We start from the raw sequence: 21,034 nt of genomic DNA on the forward strand, positions 1-21,034 counted from the left end.
TTTCCATCAACTCCAGAAAGCCGCGCTGCCGCTAGCGGGCGCGCGAGGGGGCGTCGAGCGAGCCCCGAGAGATCACGGCGGCCGCCCGGACGGGCGGCCGCATTTTGAGAGCGTCAGCGGGTCGCCGGACCTTGAATGGCCGCGAAGGAGGCGGCCAGCCGCGCCCGCGCGGCCTCGCCGGCTGCGGCGCGGGCCTTCAGGCGCTGGCCGAACTCGGCGGCCTCCTTGCGGGCGGCCTCCGGCAGGGCGTCGAAGGCCTGCGCCGCCTCCGCCACCGCGCCGCGGGCCAGCGCATCCTGGATCTTGGCGACGCCCGCCTCGGTCGGGTCGGCGGCGTTGCTCGGCGCCGGAGCCGCACCCTCGGATCCGACCTTCTTCACCGAGACGATCGATTCGGCCATGCTGGTCAGCCGGTCGGCGATGCTGCCGCGCTCGGCCACCGCCTTCTGCCGGGCGGCGAGCGCCGCCGCGTTCAGCTTGGCGGCGACCGGCTGGAAGCTCTGGGCGAGCGAGGCCGCGGTCGGCGCCCCACTTTGCGCGAAGGGCTCCAGCGGCGCCAGCGCCCCGGCCTGGCCGGGATCGAGCTGCTTCAGGGTCGCCAGGGCATCGGCGTAGGGCGCGCCGGTATTGAGCGCGCTGGCGATCCGGTCGGAGGCCACCACCCGGAGCGCCGCCTGGACGCTGCTCGCCTCGGCCCGGCCCTCGACCGCCTTGGCGAGGTCGGCGAGGCGCTGGTCGACGGTCTTGGTGCGGGCGTCGGCGGATTGCTGGAGCGCGTCGAAGCGCTGGTCCGCCGCCTTGGCCCGGGTGTCGAGGGCCTGTCGCAGCTCGTCGAGGCGCTGGCCGAGCGCCTTGTCGGCCTGCTCCTCGGCCGCCGCGCGGGTGCCGAGATCGGCCTGCAGCGCCTTCAGCCCCTTGTCGAGCCCGTCGAGGCGGCCGCGCAGGTCGGCGCCGTCGCCGCGGCCCTGGAGCGCCGTCACCGCCTGGGCGAGGCCGTCGACCCGCTGGCGCAGGCCGGCATCGGTCCCGCCCGAGCGGCCCTGGAGCTCGGCGACCTGCTTCTCAAGGCCCTGGAGACGCACCGGATCGATGCCGGCGCTCGGCGTCGGGGTTGCCCCCTGAGCCACCGGCGCCGCCTGTCCGGCCGCCGGGGCGGGCGCGGCCTCCGCCTTGCGCAGGGCCTCGTCGGCCCGCTGGCTCGCCGCCTTGGCGGCGGCATCGGCCGCCCGCACCGCGTCGGGCAACGGACGCACCGTGGACTCGAGCGAGGCGATGCGGCGATCGAGAGCCTGGACGCTGTCGCGCGGCGCGAGATCGGCCAGGCGCTGCTCCAGCGGCACCGTGCCGGCGCCGTCGGCCTGCGGCGTGCCGGGCTTCGGCAGGTTGATGCCGTAGGCCGGGCCGTAGGTGGTCACGCCGTAGAGCAGGCCCGCGCCGACCACGCCGCCCAGGAGCGAGGCGGCCAGAACCGAGCCGAAGCCGGCACCGGAGCGGCCTTGCGGCGCTGCCGCGGCCGGGACGGCAGTCGCCGGGATGGCACTCGTGGTCCTGGCGGCCTCGGGCTTCGGGGCATCCTTCGGAGGGGACACGCCGGGGCCGGTCGCCTGGGGACCCGTCTTGGGCACCGTCGCGGGCGGCACGGTCGAGGGCTTCGCGCCGGTGGCGCCGACCGGGTTGGGCCCCGAGCCCGCCGAGGCGGCGCCGGTCGTCGCGCCGGTGCCGGCGGTGGGGGATTTCGGCTCCGGAGGCTTGCCGCCGGTCGCGCCGGTCACGGGTGCAATGGGTTTCCCGTCAGCCGGCTTGGCATCGCCGACCTTGAGCGGGCCGCTGCCCGGGCCCGTGACCACCGTGCCGGTCGGAGATTTCGGGGCGCCTCCGGTCGGGGAGACGGCCGAGGTCGTCGCGGAGGACGGCGCGCCGGGCTTGGATTCGCCGGGCTTCGCGGACGCGGCCCCCGTCGCGCCGACTGGCGTCGCGGCGCCTCCGGTCGCGCCGCCGGCCGGCTTCGATGCCGTGGCACCGGAGGCACCCGGGGTCGAGACCGGGCCGGACGTTGCGCCGGTCGCCCCCGGCTTCGAGGCCGAGGCGCCCGACATCGAAGCCGCGCCGGTCGCGCCGGTCGCGCCGGGCTTCGGAGCCTCGGCCGCCTTCGGCGGCTCGCCGGGCTTCGCGGTCGCGGGAGCCGTCACGCCGGGCTTCACCCCGTCGGACTTGGCCCCGTCGGACTTGGCCGCATCCTTGGCCACATCGAACGGCTTCGCCGGCTCGGACTTGCCCGGTTCAGTCTTGCCCGGTTCGGTCCTGCCCGGCTCCGTCTTGGACGCCTCCTTGGGCGCGTCCGCGATGCGGGTCGCCTTCAGGTCGATGATCGGCCCATCCGCCGGGTTGCCGCCGCGCCCGCCCGGACGGTTGCGCGAATCCTTCTGGTCCTTGTCGGATGGGGTCACGGCCGAAGATCCTCACCTGTGGCTCCGGGCCGGGGCGCGCCGGAAGGCGGCCTGATCGGCTCGGCGTGGGCACGACCGCGGGGCAGGATCCCGCCCGGGCCGCGCAACGATTGATCGTCCCTTAGCATCGCTCCCGGCCCGGGCGAAGGGCCGGCGACACCTCTGCGTCATTGTCCTGTCGAATGGGCGCCGGACCGGCCGAGAGCAAGCCCGCCAACAGAGCCTCCTCGTCCGGCCGTGCCGCGACGACATGGGACAGGATCCCGGCCGCGACCAGGGGCGCGGCCACGTCGGCCGACAGGCAATGATGCGCCAGGTGGCAAAAGGCGTCCTCCCGCCCCGCGGCCCGGGCGAGGCCGAGGGCCGTCGCGGCGCTGCGCCGGGAATAGTGGAGCGCCGCGTCGAGGGCGCCCGCCTCCAGGGCCTCGGCTACCGGCTCCGGCAGGGCCGGCAGGGGCCGGGCCGCGTAGGCGACCCAGACCGTGAGCCGGTAGCCGCGGGCGGCGAGCGTGTCGCCCGGCTCGTCCTTGCGCTCGCGCCCGGCGGCATGGAGGAGGCGCGCGCCGCGCGGCAGGGCGGCGCCGATCAGGTTGGCGAGGGCGCGGGCGTCGCCCCCGGCCTCGTGGATGGACACGAGGCCCGCCGCGCGGGCGGCACAGGCCGTGCGGGCCCCGACGCAATAGGCCGGCAGCGCGGCGAGCGGGGAGCCGGCGAGCGCCGGTACCGCGCTCGCGCTCGTGAGGACCAGGGCGTCGAACGGACCGTCCGGCGCCGGCGCGCCGCTGAGCGCCAGATCGAGGACCGGGGCGAGGAGCGGGCGGTGGCCCAGAGCCGCGACGCGCTCGGCCGTGCGTGCGCCGGCCGGCAGCGGCCGCGCGACCCAGACCCTGAGGGCGGTCCGGCATTCCGTCGCCCGCGTCACGCGTCACGCCCCCGGGAGTCCCCCTCCAAAGCGCCCCACCCCATGCATCCGACCCCTTTGCCGGCCATGCCCGGCGGGTTATCTGAAGGGCACCATACCGGCCGCCGCGCGGCGTGCCAGCCCCCTCGCGAGACCATGCCCCCACCATGAACGTCCTCGGGATCGAAACCACCTGCGACGAGACCGCGGCCGCGATCGTGACGGTGGAGGAGGACGGGCGCGGCGCGATCCGCTCCAACGAAGTGCTGAGCCAGATCGCCGAGCACGCCGCCTATGGCGGGGTGGTGCCGGAGATCGCGGCGCGCGCCCATGTCGAGGTGCTGGACCGGCTGGTCGCCCGGGCGCTCGACAATGCCGGGATGCGGCTCTCCGATCTCGACGGCATCGCGGTCGCGGCGGGGCCGGGCCTGATCGGCGGTGTGCTGGTCGGCCTCGTCACCGGCAAGACCCTGGCGCTGGTGGCGCGAAAGCCCCTCGTGGCGGTCAACCACCTCGAGGCCCATGCGCTGACCGCCCGTCTCACCGACGGCCTCGCCTTTCCGTACCTGCTGCTGCTCGCCTCCGGCGGCCACACCCAGCTCGTCGCCGTCAAGGGCGTCGGGGAATACGTGCGCCTCGGCGGCACCATCGACGACGCGATCGGCGAGGCCTTCGACAAGGTGGCGAAGCTCCTGGGCCTCGCCTATCCGGGCGGGCCGGAGGTCGAGCGCGCCGCCGAGGGCGGCAACCCCGAGCGCTTCGCCCTGCCGCGGCCGATGCTCGGCCGGCGCGAGCCGAATTTTTCCCTGTCCGGCCTCAAGACGGCCTTGCGGATCGAGGCCGAGCGCATCGCCCCTCTCACCAACCAGGACGTGGCCGATCTCTGCGCCGGCTTCCAGGCGGCGGTCGTCGACGTGGTGGTCGACCGGGTGCGGGTGGCCCTGCGCGATTTCGGCCCCGTCGCCGGCCACCCGACCGCGCTCGTGGCCGCCGGGGGCGTCGCGGCCAACGGCGCCCTGCGGCGGGCGCTCGCCCGCCAGGCCGGCGAGGCCGGATTACCCCTCGTCGCCCCGCCCCTGCCGCTCTGCGGCGACAACGGCGCGATGATCGCCTGGGCCGGCATCGAGCGCCTGCGGCTCGGGCTCACCGACGACATCACCGCGCCGGCCCGGCCGCGCTGGCCCTTCGCGCAAGCCAAGGATGTCGCGCCGGCCCAAGCCGCCGGATGAGTCCCGCGGAGGCCGAGGCGCAGCAGCGCCGCTGGCGGGAACTGGTCGACGAGCGCCTGCCCGCCGCCGCCGCCGCGCATCCGGACTGGCCGGTCTCGCAGAATCACTGCTTCGCCCGCATCCTGCTCGACAATGCCTGCGGCGGGCCCTGGCGCGAGAGCGTGGCCCCGCCCGCCTGGGCCAACATGCCGCCCGAGCGCCTGGACCTGGCCCTGAGCCTGGGCGAGGCCGTACTGGAGGGCCGGCAGGACCTCGCCGCGCTCAATCATCGTTCGCTGCTGTGGCGGCGCAAGCGGCGGGCGCCGCCGCCGCCCGAGAGCCTGCAAGGCGAGGATTTTTCCCTGCGGCGCTGGCGGCTCTCCGACGACGAGCCCTTCGCGGCGCTCTGCGCCGATCCGGAGGTGATGCGGTTCTTCCCCGCTCCGAAGACCGTGCGCGAGAGCCAGGTCGAGGCGAGGGCGCTGGCCCGGCGCTTCGACGAGGACGGGTTCGGCCCCTGGGTCGTCGAGGCGCCGGAGGGGTTCTGCGGCTTCGTCGGCTGCTGGCGCCCGGCTCGCCCACTGCCCCTCGGGCCCCTGATCGGGCAGGAAATCGGCTTGGTCGAGATCGGCTGGCGCCTCGCATGGCCGGCCTGGGGTCGGGGCTTCGCCGTGCGCGGCGCCCGCCTGGCGCTCGCCGACGTGTTCTCGCGCTGCGCGCTGAACGAGGTCGTGGCCTATACGGCCGAGGTGAACGTGCCCTCGCTCCGGGTGATGCAGCGCCTCGGCATGAGCGAGGTCGGCGGGTTCGACCATCCGGGACTGCCCGAGGGCCATCCGTTGCGGCCGCACCGGCTGTATCGGCTGGCGGCGACGGATTTCCTCGCCGGTGGCGGGGCGGGCGGCGCTGGCCTAGAATAGAATCCGCTTGCACCACCGTCGGACGTCCGGTTTTCGTCACCTCGCGAAACGCCGTCTGCCCATCCGTCGGGACGCAGGATCGGGGAATCCGGAAGGCGCACCATGTCCCAGCCGACACCGTCGAGACCGCCCCGCCGGGCGAATCCCGGCCCGGGTCGGCACCGCATCGGGGTCCTCGTGCCCGACATGCGCGCCCCGACCTTCCGGCGCGACGCGCAGCGGCAGGTGGAGGCCGTTGCGGCGAGCCGCCAGGCGCAGGACGACCAGGATTTCATCGATGCCGTCGCGGCGGGTGACGACAGAGACCGGTCTCGTGAGTCGATGACGCGGCGTCGGCGTCAGCTGCGCCTGCCGGAACCTCGCGACGCGACGACAGCTTCCTTGGATGTATTCCCGTGCTCCCACCGTTGATCACACGAGGCTCGCTCGACCGATTGCATCGACCGGCGCGCCACGGACTTGCTCCCACCCGCGACCTCGTCCTGAGGTGCGACCGTAAGGGAGCCTCGAAGGAGGGCTCCAGGGACGCCAGAGACATCTGGAGCCCGCCTTCGAGGCTGCCGCACGCGGCAGCACCTCAGGACGAGGTCGCGGGTGGGATGGGGCCGATCGCCGATCCGGCAGCCTCCGAATGCGACGCTCTCGCTCTCGGTTGGGCATCATGACCGGCATCGGCCCGATCGCGGTCCTGGGCGGCGGTGCCTGGGGCACGGCGCTCGCCAACGCGGCGGCCGCCGCGGCCGAGCGGCCGGTGGTGCTGTGGATGCGCGATGCGGGAAGCGCCGCCGACATGGCGCGCACCCGCGAGAATGCCCGTCACCTCCCCGGCGTGAGCCTGCATCCGGGGGTGCGCCCCACCGCGTCCGCCGCGGACCTCGGCGAGGCCGAGGCTTTGCTGGTGGTGACGCCGGCCCAGACGCTGCGGAGCGTGCTGATCACCTTGCGCCCGCAGCTGCGGCCGGACGCCGCCCTGGTCCTGTGCGCCAAGGGCATCGAGCGCGGGACCGACGCCTTCCTGACCGACGTCGCCGCCGAGGCCGCGCCGGGCGCGGCCCTCGCGGTCCTGTCGGGCCCGAGCTTCGCGGCGGATGTCGCCCGCGGGTTGCCCACCGCCGTGACGCTGGCGAGCCGCGACGGCGCGCTGGCGGCGCGGCTCGCCGCCGCCCTGTCCGGGCCGACCTTCCGGGTCTATCACGGCAGCGACCCGCGCGGGGTCGAGATCGGCGGGGCGGCCAAGAACGTGCTCGCCATCGCCTGCGGGGCGGCGATCGGCCGGGGCCTCGGGGAAAGCGCCCGGGCGGCGCTGGTCGCCCGCAGTTTCGCCGAGCTGATGCGTTTTGCCCGCGCCTGGGACGCCTGCCCCGAGACGCTGATGGGGCTGTCCGGCCTCGGCGACCTCGTGCTCAGCGCCGCCTCGTCCCAATCGCGCAACTTCGCCTTCGGCGAGCGTCTCGGGCGGGGCGCGAGCCTCGAGGAGGCCTCCGGCGGCAAGCTTGCCGAGGGGGCGCTGACCGCCCAGGCGCTGGTGGCGCTCGCCCGCCGGCGCGGCGTCGAGATGCCGGTGGCCGAGGCGGTGGCCGGTCTGCTCTCCGGCGCGCTCAGCCTCGACGCGGCGATCGCCGACCTGCTCAGCCGGCCCCTGCGGGCCGAGGTCTGAGCCGGCCGGACGGCGCGAGGGGCGTTATACCAATGGCCTAAGATGCTGACGCATCGATTCGATCTCGGGCAAGCCCGAGATCGACGGGGCCATTGACCCATCTCGAATTTTCGACACCAAGCCAAAGGCTTGGCGAGAATTCGAGAACGGAACCAAAGGTCGTTTCCAACGACCGTTGGTATTAGAACAGCCCCTCGATCCGACCCTCGGCGTCGAGATAGATCCCTTCCGCCGCCGGCACCTTGGGCAGGCCCGGCATGGTCATGATCTCCCCGCAGATCGCCACGACGAAGCCGGCGCCTGCCGAGAGGCGCACGTCGCGCACCGCCACCACGTGGCCGCTCGGCGCGCCGATCAGGGCCGGGTCGGTGGAGAACGAGTACTGGGTCTTGGCCATGCAGACCGGAAGGTGGCCGTGGCCGCCCTGCGCGAAGGCCGCGAGCTTCGCCGCCGCCTTCGATTCCACCTGGATGTCGGCGGCGCCGTAGAGCGTCTTGGCGACGGTGCGGATCTTGTCCTCGAGCGGCATCGCGTCCGGGTAGACGAAATGCGGCGTCGCGGCAGGACCCGCATCGGCGAGGCTCGCGACGGCGTGGGCCAGGCCCTCGGCGCCCGCCCCGCCCTCGGCCCAGTGCCGGCAGGTGATCGCCTCGACGTCGAGGCGGTCGCGGCAGAGCGCCTTGAGGGTGGCGTGCTCGGCCTCCGTGTCGGCGTGGAAGTGGTTCACCGCCACCACCACCGGCGCGCCGAAGCGGCGCACGTTCTCGACGTGGCGGGCGAGGTTGGCAAAGCCCCGCTCCAGGGCCGCGACGTCCTCGCGGCCGAGATCGCCCTTGGCGACGCCGCCATGCATCTTGAGGGCGCGCACGGTGGCGACGATCACCACCGCGGACGGGTTCAGGCCCGCCTGCCGGCACTTGATGTCGAAGAACTTTTCCGCCCCGAGATCGGCGCCGAAGCCGGCTTCCGTCACCACGTAGTCGCCGAGCCGGAGGCCCGCCCGGGTCGCGATCACCGAGTTGCAGCCATGCGCGATGTTGGCAAACGGCCCGCCATGGATCAGCGCCGGGCTGCCCTCCAGGGTCTGGACGAGGTTGGGCTGCAGCGCGTCCTTGAGCAGCACCGTCATGGCACCGGTGGCCTTGAGGTCGGCGAGCGTCACGGGCTTGCGGTCGCGGGTCTCCGCCACCACGATCCGGCCGAGGCGCGCCTCCAGGTCGGCGAGGTCGCGGGCGAGGCAGAACACCGCCATCACCTCCGAGGCCACCGTGATGTCGAAGCCGTCCTCGCGCGGATAGCCGTTGGCCACGCCCCCGAGGCTCTGGGTGATGGTGCGCAAGGCCCGGTCGTTCATGTCGAGCACGCGCCGGAACGCCACCCGGCGCAGGTCGATGTCGAGCTTGTTGCCCCAGTAGATGTGGTTGTCGATCAGCGCCGCCGCGAGGCTGTGGGCCGAGGTGATGGCGTGGAAGTCGCCGGTGAAGTGGAGGTTGATCGCCTCCATCGGCACCACCTGGGCCTTGCCGCCGCCGGCCGCCCCGCCCTTCATGCCGAAACACGGCCCGAGGGAGGGCTCGCGCAGGCAGATCACCGTCTTGCGGCCGGTGCGGTTGAGTGCGTCGCCGAGGCCGACCGTGGTGGTGGTCTTGCCCTCGCCGGCCGGGGTCGGGCTGATCGCCGTCACCAGGATCAGCTTGCCCTCGGGCTTCGCTTCCAGGCCCCGGATATGGCCGTGGTCGATCTTGGCGATGTGCCGGCCGTAGGGGTGCAGGGCGTCGTCCGGGATGCCGAGGCGCTCCGCAATCGCGGTGATCGGCTGGAGGGTGGCCGCGCGGGCGATCTCGATGTCGGTCGGCATTGTGTCCCGATCGTTGTTCTGGGAGCCGGAGGGAGGCGGCTTGGCGTGGCGGGGATTCTAGGCGGAGGCCGCCCTTGTCGAAAAGATCAAATCGCTTGAGCAGGATACTCAGAAAAATTGAAGACCCTCGCGCGGGTTGCGAACAGGCGAGTGACGACCGGACGTGTCGCGAGGCCGCCGTTAGCCATGCCGGCAGATCGCCGCGGTCCCGGCGGCGAAGGCTTCACCATTGCGGCTCCAGGGTGGTGCCGTTGCAGGCCGGCGGTGAGCGGGAGAGACTGGGATGGCCTTCTGGCTGCGGGCCGGGCTGGTGATCGGCGCGATCTACTACCTGTCGCCGTTGCGCCTCGGCGAGGCGCCCTCCCCGGCCCGGACGGCGCAGGCCGCCCCGGGGCTCGCCGAGATCGCAGGGCCGGTCCTCGCCGCATTGCCAGATTCCCTACGGCCCGAGTTCCTGCGCGCCCGGATGGGCGAGGCCGCCGCCGCGGAGGCCGGGCGCACCCTCGGGGCGGGCCTGCGCGCAGTCGCGGCGGAGGCGGGCCGCGCGCCCTCCCGCGACACCCTGACGGTCCATGACCGGCAACCGGCCTGGCGCGGCGCCGCCGAGCGGGAGATGCGCTGACCCCGTTCCGCCATGAACAGGCAAGGATCCGATGGTATAGACTGCGCCTAGACCGAAAGGCCTATGCCTGTCGTGTGAGCAGCAAGCGGAACTTTGGCCGACTGCCTCTGTTTCCAGATTGTGAACCTAACAAGCGATCATCGGAATTGCTGTACGGCTCCGAGCCGATAACGGGCGAGGCGGTGGTATTGCTTTTTTCTGTCCAACAAAGCCTTGAGCCCGATCTGCCGTGCCCCGCTACTTCTTCGATATCCTGGATTCGACGCAGAGCGTGCCGGACGAGGCGGGCCTCGATTGCCGCGACATCGCCGAGGCGCATCGCCAGGCGCAGACCCTGATCGACGACGCGATGAACGGCCCCGAAGCGACGCGGATCGACTGGTGCGCGTGGCGCGTCGAGGTGCGCGACGAGGCACGGCACCTGATCTTCACCGTGCCGTTCCCGCCCCGCAGCGATTGAACGCCCACGAAATCCGCCATCCTCTCACGCAGGCTATCCCCAGGGTCGGCCGGCTCACCGGGCGGCAAGGGCTAACATCTCGCGTTCCTGCCACTATACTCAGTCGGAGTGTTGTGGATCCGGCTGCGTCGCGCAGCGGGATGCGACGGTCCGGAGCGCGTCTCCGGCCGCGCCGGGAAGGCTTTGCGATGTCCGACACCGAGGAGGAGGTACCGGCCGACCGTGTGGTCGAGACCCTTGAGGTTTTGCTGCGCTCGCCGCCTTTCCTGCGCTCGCCGAAGCTGGCGCGCTTCCTGCGCTTCGTGGTCGAGGAGGAGTTGGCCGGACGGGGCGCGACCATCAAAGCCTACACCATCGCCACCCAGGCGCTGGGCCGCGGCCCCGATTTCGATGCGAGTCTTGATCCGAGCGTGCGGGTCGAGGCCGGCCGCCTGCGGCGGGCGCTAGACGACACCTATGCCCAGCACCCTGCGGGGCTCGAGGTCCGCGTCACCGTGCCGGTGGGCGGCTACCGGCCCCGGTTCGCCCTCGTGGCGGAGGCGCCGGCCGCCCCGGAGGATGCGGCCGTGCCGGAGCCCGAGGAGGCCCTGCGCCTCCCGGCGGCAGAGGAGGAGCCGCGCGCGATGGTGGTCGGGTTCAGCCCCCGCGGCCAGGTGGCGGTCATCGCGCTGCTCGCCGGCATCCTGTTGGTGCTCTGCGTCGATCTCGGTCTGACCCTGAGCACCCGCTTAGGCGCCGATCCCGTGCCGCCGCGCGACATCGCCGCACGAAGCAAGTAACGGCGGCAAGTAACGGCGGCGAGTAACCTCAGCAAGTAACCGCGGCAGATGAACGGTCAGGTCCAGCGGGTGGCGAAGCGAGCGAGATCCGCCGCGCTTGCGAAGGCGACGACGCCAAGGGTGCGGGTCTCCTCCGGCAGGCCCGGGAACAGCACGTAGGTCACGCTGCGCCGGCTATAGGCGGTGCTGGGCGCCTCCGTGACGGTCCAGTCCCGCACCTCCTGCGCGAGCGCGTCGGGATCGTCCGGCGCGACCAGGCCGGACCGCTCGCGCAGGGCGAGCACGTAGGGGCCGAGATCCGGATGCTGCTCGCGCAGGACCTTGACGATATCGATCATCGCTCGAGCATTTTCCGACGACGTGGAGACCGGTCCGCGAGGACAAGGCGGCAAAGCAACGGGCCCGGACCACCGCCCGACCGCAGCGCGGTCGAACGGTGGTCCGGATATCAGAAGCTCTGCGGCTCGTTGATTTGCACCACCGGCTGGCCCTTGAAGAAATTCGGGATGTCGCCGAAGATTTCCTTGCCGTGGGCCGCGCCCGCCTTCTGGAAGTCGTCGAGCGAGCGGAAGGCGAGGAGCGCCATCACCTGGAACGGGGCCGGGCTGCCGTCGGGCGTGCCACCGGCCTTCACCACCTCGACCTTGTCCAGGCCCATCGGGGACCAGCGCTCGCGCACCAGCGGAATGTGGTGCTTGAGGTAATAGTCGAGGTCGAAGGGCAGGGCGTCGGCGCCGCCCGGATACATCACGCTGACCAGGATCATGGCGTTCGGTCTCTCCCGGATGCGGGACCCGTCCCCGGTCCCTGACGGCCAGAGAGCATCCTTTGCCGGCCCGGCGCAAGCGCGCCGGGCTCGGGCTCGGGTCGGTTCAGGCGGAAAAATCCGTCATCCCCACAAGGCGGGCTCCGGCGGGTGGACCAGGCTGCCCTCGAACCTCAGGCCGGGCTCGCGGTCGCTGGCCAGCAGCAGCGGGCCGTCGAGGTCGACGAAGTCGGCGAACCCTGAGAGCAGCATCGCCGGCGCCATGGCGAGCGAGGTGCCGAGCATGCAGCCGACCATGATCGACAGGCCCCGTGCCTTCGCGTCCTGCGCAAGCCGCAGGGCCTCGGTGAGGCCGCCGGCCTTGTCGAGCTTGATGTTGATCGCGTCGTAGCGATCTTTCAGGGCGTCGAGGTCGACGTCGCCGTGCAGGCTCTCGTCGGCGCAGATCGGGATCGGACGCGCGATCCGGGCCAGCAGCCCGTCATCGCCCGCCGGCAGGGGCTGCTCGATCAGTTCCACCCCGGCCGCCGCGCAGGCCGCGAGGTTGGCCTCCAGCGTGTCGGCCGACCACGCCTCGTTGGCATCGACCACGAGCCGCGACGCCGGCGCACCCCGGCGCACCGCGGCGATCCGCTCCGGATCGCCCGCCCCGCCGAGCTTCACCTTCAGGAGCGGCCGCGCCGCCGCCATATGGGCCGCCGCCGCCATCTCCTCCGGCGTGCCGAGGCTCAGCGTGTAGCAGGTCGTCACCGGCGCGGGCGCCGGGATGCCGGCGAGCACGTGGGCGGGCCTGCCGCTCCGCTTGGCTTCGAGGTCCCACAGGGCGCAGTCGAGGGCGTTGCGGGCGGCCCCCGCCGGCATCCGGCCGGCGAGATCCCGGCGGGTGAGCCCGGCGGCCAGCGCCTCGCCTTGCTGGGCAATCAAGTCGCGCACGCCCTCCACGGTCTCGCCGTAGCGGGCGTAAGGAACGCATTCGCCGCGGCCGGTGACGGTGCCGTCCGTGACCTCGGCCACCACCACCACGGCCTCCGTCCGGCTGCCGCGGGAGATGGTGAAGCGGCCGGCAATCGGCCAGCGCTCGATTGTCGTCGCGAGCCGGATCACGCCGGGAACTCCGCGACCAGCCGGTCGACCAGCCCCTCGACGCCGAACCGCACCGGATCGGTCGCCGGCAGGCCGTAATCGCCGGCGAGCGTGTCGAGGAGCGCCCTCGCCTCCCCTTCCGCCAGGGCCTGGGTGTTGATGGCGATGCCGGTCGGCCGGATCTCCGGGTTGGTCAGGCGGCCGAGCTGGATGGTGAGGTCGATCACCTCGCGGATGCTCGGCAGCGGGTGCTTGACCCCGCGCATCGTCGTGCGGGTCGGCTCGTGGCAGACCACGAAGGCGTCGGGTTGGGCGCCGTGCAGCAGGCCGAGGCTGACGCCGGCGAAGCTCGGATGGAACAGCGAGCCCTGGCCCTCGATCAGGTCCCAATGCTGCGGATCGGCGGCGGGCGCGATCCACTCGACGGCGCCGGAGATGAAATCGGCCACCACCGCGTCGATGGCGACGCCGCGGCCGGAGATGAACACCCCGGTCTGGCCGGTGGCGCGGAAATCGGCGTCGAGACCGCGGGCCCGCATGCCCTTCTCGAGCGCCAGCACGGTGTATTTCTTGCCGACCGAGCAGTCGGTGCCGACGGTGAGCAGCCGCCGGCCCGGCCGCCGCGTGCCCTTGCCGGTATCGAAGCGCTCGTCGGAATGGCGCACGTCGTGGAGCTGGCGCCCGTGGCGCGACGCGGCCTCGGCGATCGCCGGCACCGAGCCGAGGCGGGTGTGAAGCCCGCTCGCCACGTCGAGCCCGGCCTCGATCGCCTGGACGATGGTGGAGATCCAGTGCTCGGGCAGCACGCCGCCGGCATTGACCACGCCGACGATCAGCGTACGGGCGCCCTTGGCGACGCCCTCGGCGATCGTCAGGTCCGGGATGCCGAGATCGGCGGCGCAACCGGGCAGGCGCAATTGCCCGACGCACCATTCGGGCCGCCAGTCGACGATGCCGTAGGCGGTCTTGGCGGCGAGCTTGTCGGGCACGTCGCCGAGGAACATCAGGTAGGGCGTGGCGATCTGCATCGGTCTCGTCGGTCCGTCGTCGCGGGGGCGTCACGGGTGCCGGGCGCGCGTGGCAATCACCGGCAGGACACCTTCGCGCGGGCGCGGCCACGGTGCAACAGGCCCGCCGCGAGGGGGTGCCCAGCCAGGGGCGACCTGCACCGGCGCCGACTGGCCCGCGCCTTGCCAGGGGCGGGCCGGGCACGGCCCTCGGTTTGTCAGGTCTTGCGCAGAATGCCCCACCCGGCGGCGGCGGCGGCCCCGAGCCTAACCCTTGACGTGATGATCGCCGTGGCGGACTAGGTCGATGCCCAATAGGAGAGCACGAATGCGTTTGAGAAGCCTGCTTCCCGTCCTGCTCGCCGGTCTGGCGGCCTCCGCCGGCACCGCTTCGGCCCAGGATCTCAGCGGGACGCTGAAGAAGATCAAGGAGACCGGGCAGATCACGCTGGCCTACCGCGATTCCTCGGTGCCGTTCTCCTACCTCGACAACAACCAGAAGCCGGTCGGCTTCGCGATGGACATCTGCTACAAGATCGTCGACGCGGTGAAGTCCGAGCTGAAGCTCGACAAGCTCGAGGTCAAGCTCAACCCGGTGACGTCGGCGACGCGCATCCCGCTGATCGCCAACGGCACCGTCGACCTCGAATGCGGCTCGACCACCAACAACGTCGAGCGGCAGAAGCAGGTCGCCTTCACCAACACCCACTTCCTCACCGCCAACCGCTTCATCGCCAAGAAGTCGAGCGGCCTGACGAAGTTCGAGGACCTGAAGGGCAAGACCGTCGTGTCGACCTCGGGCACGACCAACATCAAGCAGATCAACGAGTACAACGCCGAGAAGAAGCTCGGCATCACGATCCTGCCGGCCAAGGACCACGCCGAGGCGTTCCTGATGGTCGAGACCGGCCGCGCCGCCGCCTTCGTGATGGACGACGTGCTGCTCGCCTCGCTCGCCGCCTCGTCCAAGGAGCCGACCGCCTACGCGATCTCGACCGACGCCCTGTCGAAGCCCGAGCCCTACGGCATCATGCTGCGCAAGGACGATGCGCCGTTCAAGAAGGTCGCGGACGCCGCCACCGCCGCCTTCTACAAGAGCCCCGAGGCCAAGGTCACCTACGACAAGTGGTTCATGAAGCCGATCCCGCCGCGGGACATCAACCTGAACCTGCCGATGAGCGAGGCGCTGCAGCACGCCTTCGCCAAGCCGAGCGACAGCCCGGACCCGGCCGCCTACTGATCTGAAGACCGGGCGCCGCTTTCGCTGCGGCAGGGCGGCGCCCCACTTCGTTCCCTCTCGGCACTTTTTCCCTGTGCCTTCGCCCGCGTCCGGCCTCGCCCGGGCCGGAAAACCGTATACCATCGGACGCCGACATCAGCCTCCCCGAGAACCGAGCGGACCCGGAAGACAGGGCATGAACTACAACTGGAACTGGGGCATCTTCTTCGAGGCGTCGCCCGAGGGGAACGGCACCTACGCCGACATGCTGCTGTCGGGCCTGATGTGGACGATCCTCACGGCGCTCTGCGCCTGGGTCATCGCCTTCGCCATCGGCTCGGTCGTCGGCGTGCTGCGCACCCTGCCGAGCCGCGGGGCGCAAGCGGTCGGCAACGCCTATGTCGAACTCTTCCGCAACATCCCGCTCCTCGTGCAGATGTTCCTCTGGTACTTCGTGCTGCCGGAGGTGCTGCCGGAATCCTGGGGCACCTGGCTGAAGCAGCTGCCAAACGCGCCGTTCTACACCGCCGTGGTGTGCCTCGGCTTCTTCACCGCCTCGCGCGTCGCCGAGCAGGTGCGGGCCGGCATCCAGGCCCTGCCGCGGGGCCAGCGCATGGCCGGCACGGCGCTCGGGCTCACCACCGCCCAGACCTACCGCTACGTGCTGCTGCCCAACGCCTACCGCATCATCCTGCCGCCGCTGACCTCCGAGTTCCTCAACAACCTGAAGAACACGTCGGTGGCGCTGACCATCGGCCTCCTGGAGCTGACTGCGCGAGCCCGCGCGATGCAGGAATTCTCGTTCCAGGTCTTCGAGGCCTTCACGGCGGCGACCCTCATCTACATCGTCATCAACCTGCTGGTGGTGACCGTGGCCGGCGTGATCGAGCGCCGCGTCGCGGTGCCGGGCCGCTGATCCTCTAACGCTTCGGGCAGGGTCCTCGCGATGTTCTCGAATTTCGATTTCGGCGTCATCCTGAATTCCTGGCGCTACCTGTTCCTCGACGGGATGACCTTCACGCTGACCCTGACCGCGCTCGCGGCGATCGGCGGCGTGATTCTCGGCACGCTGATCGCCATGATGCGGCTGTCGGGCCTGCCTGTGCTGCCCCAGATCGCCAAGGTCTACGTCAACTTCATGCGCTCGCTGCCGCTGGTGCTGGTGATCTTCTGGTTCTACTTCCTGGTGCCGTATATCGGGCAGTGGGTCACCGGGTCCGAGCGGCCGATCCAGGTCGGCGCCTTCTCGTCCTCGCTCATCACCTTCACGCTGTTCGAGGCGGCCTACTTCTCCGAGATCATGCGGGCGGGCATCCAGTCGATCCCCAAGGGACAGGGCGCGGCGGCCTCGGCGCTCGGCCTCACCTACTGGCAATCGATGGCCAACGTCATCCTGCCCCAGGCCTTCCGCAACATGCTGCCGGTGCTTCTGACCCAGACCATCGTGCTGTTCCAGGACACCTCACTGGTCTACGTCCTGTCGATCACCGACTTCCTCGGCGCCGCCTCCAAGATCGCGCAGCGCGACGGGCGCCTCGTCGAGATGTACCTGTTCGCGGCCGTCGTCTACTTTGCCGTCTGCTTCATCGCCTCGCTCCTGGTGCGCCGCCTGCAGCGCCGGGTCGCCATCATCCGATAGGATCCGCGCCATGACCTCCTCCGCGATGCCGCCCGTCAGCCCCGTCTCGGAGCCGCAGGCCGCGGCCGACGCGGCGCCGGGCACCGGCCCCGTCGGTACCCTGCTCACCGAGCGCCCGCCCGTCGCGGCGACCACCGGCCCGATGATCGCCATCGACACCGTCTCGAAGTGGTACGGCGACTTCCAGGTGCTGACGAACTGCACCACCTCCGTCACCAAGGGCGAGGTGGTGGTGGTCTGCGGCCCCTCGGGCTCCGGCAAGTCGACGCTCATCAAGTGCGTCAACGCTCTCGAACCGTTCCAGAAGGGCCAGATCACCGTCGACGGCACCAAGATCGCCGACAAGAAGACCAACCTGCCCAAGCTCCGCTCGCGGGTCGGCATGGTGTTCCAGCATTTCGAGCTGTTTCCGCACCTGTCGATCACCGACAACCTCAGCCTCGCCCAGCGCAAGGTGCTCGGGCGGAGCAAGGACGAGGCGCAGGCCAAGGGCCTCGCCCTGCTGGAGCGGGTCGGCCTCAAGGCCCATGCCCACAAGTTCCCGGGCCAGCTCTCCGGCGGTCAGCAGCAGCGCGTGGCGATCGCCCGGGCGCTCGCCATGAACCCGATCGTGATGCTGTTCGACGAGCCGACCTCGGCCCTCGACCCCGAGATGGTCGGCGAGGTGCTCGACGTGATGGTCGAGCTCGCCAAGGAGGGCATGACCATGATGGTGGTGACCCACGAGATGGGCTTTGCCCGCAAGGTCGCCCACCGGGTGATCTTCATGGACAAGGGCGAGATCGTCGAGGACGCGCAGAAGGAAGAGTTCTTCGGATCGCCCCGCAGCGAGCGCGCCCAGACCTTCCTGTCGCGAATCCTGTCGCACTGAACGTGCGCCATCCGCAGGTGTGAGTGCGAGGGGCCCCGCGTGGGCCCCTTGTCGTTGGTCGAAGACCCGCAACCCGACCCTCCCCCCTCTGCGGGGGAGGATGGCCCCCGGAGGGGGCCGGGAGAGGGGACGCCGCCTCCGGAGAAGTCGCGACCAGTCTCAAAGGCGCCACGTCGATTAGCGTCGCGCTGCCCCTCTCCCGGCTCACTGCGTTCGCCACCCTCCCCCGCAGAGGGGGAGGGTTGAGGTCGAGCTGGTTGACATCCGCCGCTCACGCGGATGTGAACGTCTCCCGCAGAACAGCGAGACCCCGCGGGATTAGACGCCGCCCGGCGCACGTTCACCCATTATGATGCTTCGCAAGCGCCCCGATGTCCTCGACCTCCTGGTGCCGCTCCGGCGCTACGCCCGGTCCCTGACGCGCGATTCCGCTCAGGCCGACGACCTCGTGCACGACACCCTCGTGCGCGCCCTCGAGCGCCAGGGCTCCCTGCGCCCGGGCACCAACCTGCGCACCTGGCTGATGACGGTGCTGCACAACGCCTTCATCGACGACCAGCGCCGCCGCAAGGTGGAAGCACGCTACGCCGATGCCCTCGGCCACATCGTCGAGGAGGCGACGCCGCCGGCCCAGGAAGGCCATGTGCGCCTGGCCCAGGTGCGCGAGGCGTTCGGGCGCCTGCCGGCTGAGCAGCGCGAGGCCCTGCACCTCGTGACCATCGAGGGGCTGGCCTACCAGGAGGCCGCCGACGTGCTCGGCATCCCGATCGGCACGCTGATGTCGCGCCTCGGACGGGCCCGGGCGGCCCTGCGCAATATCGAGAGCGGCGGCGTCTCCCGCCTGCCGGCCCCGGAGGACGCGCCCGAGCGACCGGCCCCGCGCCTGCGGGTGGTCGAGGGCGGCACCAGCACGAGGGCGTCGTGATGAGCGGCGAACACTCACCGGAGACGACCATGGATCCGATCACCGAGGCCGACCTGAACGCCTATATCGATGGCCAGCTCGACCTCGGCCGGCGGATCGAGGTCGAGGAGCATCTGGCGGCGCGGCCGGAGGTGGCGGCCAGGGTGATGGCCGACCTGCACACCCGCGACGCCCTGCGCGCCGCCTTCGGGCCGGTGCAGGGAATCGAGGGGCACGGTGTCGACGTGCGGCCTGGCCCCTCGCCCGAGCGCCTCGCCGCGGCGGCCCGCCGCCTCGACCGGGCGCTGACCTGGCGGCGCATCGGCGCGCGGCTCCAGCGCGCCGCCGTGATCGCCATGCTGGTCGGGACCGGCTGGCTCCTGCACAACGAGACCGGCGATTTCGGCGTGCAGAACACCAACGCCTCGACCTATTCCCCGACCTTCGTCGAGGAGGCGTTGCAGGCCCGCCAGGCCGCCCAGGTCCGCGCCCGGGTGACCTCGCAGCGCCCGACCCCGGCCTATGACCGCCGCGAGGTCGAGGCGGCGACCGGCATCGCCCTGCCCGACTTGCCGTCGGACTGGCGCGTCGACGACATGCAGATCTTTCCCTCGCGCAGCGGCGCGGGCGTCGAGGTCGCGATCGATGCCGGCCAGCTCGGCAAGGTCGCGCTCTTCGCCACCCGCATGCCGGATGCGGAGGCGAGCGCGCCCGCCATCGTCCGCTCGCCGGAGGCCGTCACGGTCTACTGGAAGGCCGGGCACGGCGCCTACGCCCTCAGCGGCTCGGGCAGCGAGCCCGATCTCGGCCGCGCCGCCGCCACCCTGGCGGCCCTGAAGCACTGACCGTCTCACCCGCCCCATCCCGGAGCACTCTCCCCGATGAATACTCCTTACGCCTGGCAGACCCATGCGGCTCCCGCCGGTGCGGTCTTCGACGAGGGCCTGCGGCGCCACATGCTGCGGGTCTACAACACGATGGGCCTCGGCCTGGCGCTGACCGGCCTCGTCGCGCTCGGCGTCTCCTCGACCCCGGCACTCTATAAGCCGCTCTTCGGCACGCCGCTGAAATACGTCGTGATGCTGGCCCCGCTGGCCTTCATCATGGTGCTGTCGTTCCGCGCCGACCGGATCTCGGCCGCCACCGCCCACACCCTGTTCTGGACCTTCTGCGGGGTGATGGGGCTGTCGCTCGCCTCGATCTTCCTGGTCTTCACCGGCACCAGCATCGCCCGCACCTTCTTCATCACCGCGGCGATGTTCGGGGCGACCAGCCTGTACGGCTACACCACCAAGCGCGACCTCTCGCGGATGGGCTCGTTCCTGGTGATGGGCTTGATCGGCCTCGTCATCGCCAGCCTGGTCAACATCTTTCTGGCCTCGTCCGCGCTGCAATTCGCGATCTCGCTGATCGGCGTGGTGATCTTCACCGGCCTCACCGCCTACGACACCCAGTCGATCAAGGAGCAGTATGCCGAGAACTGGGGCGAGGAAGCCAATTCCAAGCTCGCGGTGTTCGGCGCCCTGTCGCTCTACCTGAACTTCATCAACCTGTTCCAGATGCTGCTGAGCCTCACCGGCGAGCGGGAATAATCACCTCCCTCCACCACGAACGGACCCTCGACTTCACACCCGCTCGTCCCGCGAGGGATAGGCGGGTTTTTTCGCTGTCCGTCATGCTCCCAAGGACGCGAGGGGCAAGGATGCGAGGGGCAAGACGGCGGCCTCTGCCCTCGACGGAAACGGATCGGGAACTCTCCTCGCTGCCCCCTCGATAACCGTCCTTGCCGACGCTCAGTGTCCTGTGGGCGGCAAATAGCGCATTGCTGCGATGAGAATACCGACCGCCGCGACAAGCATGCCGCCGAGCTTCACGGTCATCCGTTGTTCAAGAAGGCGCAGTTCACCCCGCACATCGGCAATCTCGGATCGCAGTGAGGCCAAGCCGAGATCCAAGTCCTTCCGGAGCGCGGCGTTGCTGACATCCAGATCCTTCCGGAGCGCGGCGTTGCCGAGTTCGAGCTTGTGGACGGCGTTGTCCAGGTCCGCCTTGCTGGCAGCCTGGGTATCCATGAAGTCGGCCAGCGCCTCGACCTGTTCGGTGGTGAACCCGGCCTTCTGGAGCTTCAGGACGGCAGCGGCGCTCATCGGTTCGGCATCCTGCAAAGTCGGTGCTTGTCGCGGATCTGCTTTTGAATATCGTCGACGCGGGCGACGAACATGTCGTTCAGCATCTCATCGTCAGTCGTCGGCACGACCCGCTCGGCCTCTTGAAACTCTGACATCGGGGCCGCGAGGCCCGAAGACGCGGGCTTCGCGGCTCCCGGAACGTTCACGCCGGGCTTGACGATCTCCGATCCCCCTCGAACGAGGATGCGAAGCGCCGCGGCGCGAGAGGCGATGCGGCTGCCGGAGCGGACATCGTCGATCGCTGCGACCGACGACGTGGACACCGACGAGCTGGGCATCGGCGTGTCGACGAGCGCGCAATTCGGTTCACCCATGAGGCCAGCATGCCTGCCGACATAGTGTCGATCAACGGCAGATGTGTCGTTGCCATGCGATGGACGAGCGCGGCGCGAGGCCGGACGCGGGAACGAGGGGCGCTTGACGCCCGGGCGAAGCCTCACCTCGTTCCCCCCTCCCGCCGAGCCTCGAAATCCCCCGATGTCATGACAAGCCGTTTTCCCCCCG

23 protein-coding genes are annotated in these 21,034 nt (G+C 71.3%); 14 read left to right on the top strand and 9 right to left on the bottom strand.

Annotation, left to right across the window (positions count from 1 at the left end):
- Positions 1-113: 113 nt before the first annotated feature.
- The gene (locus tag HBB12_RS23160; protein WP_236991512.1) at positions 114-2,447 is read right to left on the bottom strand and encodes a COG4223 family protein; all 2,334 of its coding nucleotides are present in this window, start codon (positions 2,445-2,447) and stop codon (positions 114-116) included.
- A gap of 121 nt (positions 2,448-2,568) precedes the next feature.
- Complete coding sequence (locus HBB12_RS23165; protein WP_236991513.1) at positions 2,569-3,369, bottom strand: uroporphyrinogen-III synthase; 801 nt, start codon at positions 3,367-3,369, stop codon at positions 2,569-2,571.
- A 146-nt stretch (positions 3,370-3,515) separates the two neighbouring features.
- On the opposite strand from HBB12_RS23165, the gene tsaD reads away from it, so the two are divergent.
- The 4 genes from tsaD to HBB12_RS23185 all read left to right on the top strand — a co-directional run bounded on the left by tsaD (position 3,516) and on the right by HBB12_RS23185 (position 7,133).
- The gene (gene tsaD / locus HBB12_RS23170) at positions 3,516-4,577 is read left to right on the top strand and encodes a tRNA (adenosine(37)-N6)-threonylcarbamoyltransferase complex transferase subunit TsaD (protein WP_236991514.1); all 1,062 of its coding nucleotides are present in this window, start codon (positions 3,516-3,518) and stop codon (positions 4,575-4,577) included.
- Positions 4,574-5,476 carry a GNAT family N-acetyltransferase gene (locus HBB12_RS23175; protein WP_236991515.1) on the top strand — a complete coding sequence of 301 codons (903 nt, stop codon included), beginning with the start codon at positions 4,574-4,576 and terminating at the stop codon, positions 5,474-5,476. The genes tsaD and HBB12_RS23175 overlap by 4 nt, the downstream gene beginning before the upstream one ends.
- 102 nt (positions 5,477-5,578) lie before the next feature.
- Positions 5,579-5,887 carry an antitoxin MazE-like protein gene (locus HBB12_RS23180; RefSeq protein WP_442919311.1) on the top strand — a complete coding sequence of 103 codons (309 nt, stop codon included), beginning with the start codon at positions 5,579-5,581 and terminating at the stop codon, positions 5,885-5,887.
- A 250-nt stretch (positions 5,888-6,137) separates the two neighbouring features.
- Entirely contained in the window at positions 6,138-7,133 is a 996-nt protein-coding gene (locus tag HBB12_RS23185) for an NAD(P)H-dependent glycerol-3-phosphate dehydrogenase (RefSeq protein ID WP_236991517.1), read from the top strand.
- A 181-nt stretch (positions 7,134-7,314) separates the two neighbouring features.
- Here the strand turns inward: HBB12_RS23185 and HBB12_RS23190 are convergent, their stop codons facing one another.
- Positions 7,315-8,991, bottom strand: a complete 1,677-nt coding sequence (locus tag HBB12_RS23190) for a formate--tetrahydrofolate ligase (RefSeq protein ID WP_236991518.1) — start codon at positions 8,989-8,991, stop codon at positions 7,315-7,317.
- A gap of 283 nt (positions 8,992-9,274) precedes the next feature.
- Between HBB12_RS23190 and HBB12_RS23195 the strand changes: the two genes are divergently transcribed.
- From HBB12_RS23195 to HBB12_RS23205, 3 genes are all read left to right on the top strand, one after another.
- A complete protein-coding gene (locus HBB12_RS23195) occupies positions 9,275-9,613 on the top strand; it encodes a hypothetical protein (protein ID WP_236991519.1) in 339 nt (112 codons plus the stop codon).
- A gap of 229 nt (positions 9,614-9,842) precedes the next feature.
- Complete coding sequence (locus tag HBB12_RS23200; RefSeq protein ID WP_236991520.1) at positions 9,843-10,073, top strand: DUF6894 family protein; 231 nt, start codon at positions 9,843-9,845, stop codon at positions 10,071-10,073.
- Positions 10,074-10,261: 188 nt separating this feature from the next.
- The gene (locus HBB12_RS23205) at positions 10,262-10,852 is read left to right on the top strand and encodes a hypothetical protein (RefSeq protein WP_236991521.1); all 591 of its coding nucleotides are present in this window, start codon (positions 10,262-10,264) and stop codon (positions 10,850-10,852) included.
- Between the two features lie 56 nt (positions 10,853-10,908).
- On the opposite strand, the gene HBB12_RS23210 is transcribed toward HBB12_RS23205, so the two are convergent.
- From HBB12_RS23210 to dgcN, 4 genes are all read right to left on the bottom strand, one after another.
- The gene (locus HBB12_RS23210; protein WP_236991522.1) at positions 10,909-11,190 is read right to left on the bottom strand and encodes a hypothetical protein; all 282 of its coding nucleotides are present in this window, start codon (positions 11,188-11,190) and stop codon (positions 10,909-10,911) included.
- A gap of 110 nt (positions 11,191-11,300) precedes the next feature.
- Positions 11,301-11,618 carry an EthD family reductase gene (locus HBB12_RS23215; RefSeq protein ID WP_236991523.1) on the bottom strand — a complete coding sequence of 106 codons (318 nt, stop codon included), beginning with the start codon at positions 11,616-11,618 and terminating at the stop codon, positions 11,301-11,303.
- Between the two features lie 123 nt (positions 11,619-11,741).
- Positions 11,742-12,722: an N-acetyl-D-Glu racemase DgcA gene (gene dgcA / locus HBB12_RS23220; RefSeq protein WP_236991524.1), complete on the bottom strand. Its 981-nt coding sequence runs from the start codon at positions 12,720-12,722 to the stop codon at positions 11,742-11,744.
- Positions 12,719-13,729 carry an N-acetyltransferase DgcN gene (gene dgcN / locus HBB12_RS23225; protein WP_236991525.1) on the bottom strand — a complete coding sequence of 337 codons (1,011 nt, stop codon included), beginning with the start codon at positions 13,727-13,729 and terminating at the stop codon, positions 12,719-12,721. The genes dgcA and dgcN overlap by 4 nt, the downstream gene beginning before the upstream one ends.
- A gap of 307 nt (positions 13,730-14,036) precedes the next feature.
- Between dgcN and HBB12_RS23230 the strand changes: the two genes are divergently transcribed.
- From HBB12_RS23230 to HBB12_RS23260, 7 genes are all read left to right on the top strand, one after another.
- Positions 14,037-14,948 carry an amino acid ABC transporter substrate-binding protein gene (locus HBB12_RS23230; RefSeq protein WP_236991526.1) on the top strand — a complete coding sequence of 304 codons (912 nt, stop codon included), beginning with the start codon at positions 14,037-14,039 and terminating at the stop codon, positions 14,946-14,948.
- A gap of 175 nt (positions 14,949-15,123) precedes the next feature.
- Positions 15,124-15,843, top strand: a complete 720-nt coding sequence (locus HBB12_RS23235; RefSeq protein WP_203157004.1) for an amino acid ABC transporter permease — start codon at positions 15,124-15,126, stop codon at positions 15,841-15,843.
- A 30-nt stretch (positions 15,844-15,873) separates the two neighbouring features.
- Positions 15,874-16,566 carry an amino acid ABC transporter permease gene (locus tag HBB12_RS23240; protein WP_236991527.1) on the top strand — a complete coding sequence of 231 codons (693 nt, stop codon included), beginning with the start codon at positions 15,874-15,876 and terminating at the stop codon, positions 16,564-16,566.
- A gap of 142 nt (positions 16,567-16,708) precedes the next feature.
- The gene (locus HBB12_RS23245) at positions 16,709-17,437 is read left to right on the top strand and encodes an amino acid ABC transporter ATP-binding protein (RefSeq protein WP_236992869.1); all 729 of its coding nucleotides are present in this window, start codon (positions 16,709-16,711) and stop codon (positions 17,435-17,437) included.
- Positions 17,438-17,789: 352 nt separating this feature from the next.
- Complete coding sequence (locus tag HBB12_RS23250; protein WP_442919375.1) at positions 17,790-18,362, top strand: sigma-70 family RNA polymerase sigma factor; 573 nt, start codon at positions 17,790-17,792, stop codon at positions 18,360-18,362.
- Between the two features lie 29 nt (positions 18,363-18,391).
- Positions 18,392-19,186, top strand: a complete 795-nt coding sequence (locus tag HBB12_RS23255) for an anti-sigma factor family protein (protein WP_236991529.1) — start codon at positions 18,392-18,394, stop codon at positions 19,184-19,186.
- Positions 19,187-19,222: 36 nt separating this feature from the next.
- Complete coding sequence (locus tag HBB12_RS23260; RefSeq protein ID WP_099954738.1) at positions 19,223-19,933, top strand: Bax inhibitor-1/YccA family protein; 711 nt, start codon at positions 19,223-19,225, stop codon at positions 19,931-19,933.
- A gap of 201 nt (positions 19,934-20,134) precedes the next feature.
- On the opposite strand, the gene HBB12_RS23265 is transcribed toward HBB12_RS23260, so the two are convergent.
- Together HBB12_RS23265 and HBB12_RS23270 are read right to left on the bottom strand one after the other, a co-directional pair.
- Positions 20,135-20,488, bottom strand: coding sequence for a CCDC90 family protein (locus tag HBB12_RS23265; protein ID WP_236991530.1), 354 nt, complete (start codon positions 20,486-20,488; stop codon positions 20,135-20,137).
- On the bottom strand, positions 20,485-20,844 hold the full coding sequence (locus tag HBB12_RS23270) for a hypothetical protein (protein ID WP_236991531.1): 360 nt from the start codon (positions 20,842-20,844) through the stop codon (positions 20,485-20,487). Before HBB12_RS23270 ends, HBB12_RS23265 begins: the two co-directional genes overlap by 4 nt.
- Positions 20,845-21,034 lie beyond the last annotated feature (190 nt).

The organism is Methylobacterium sp. SyP6R (assembly GCF_019216885.1).
In the GTDB taxonomy this organism is placed as follows: domain Bacteria; phylum Pseudomonadota; class Alphaproteobacteria; order Rhizobiales; family Beijerinckiaceae; genus Methylobacterium.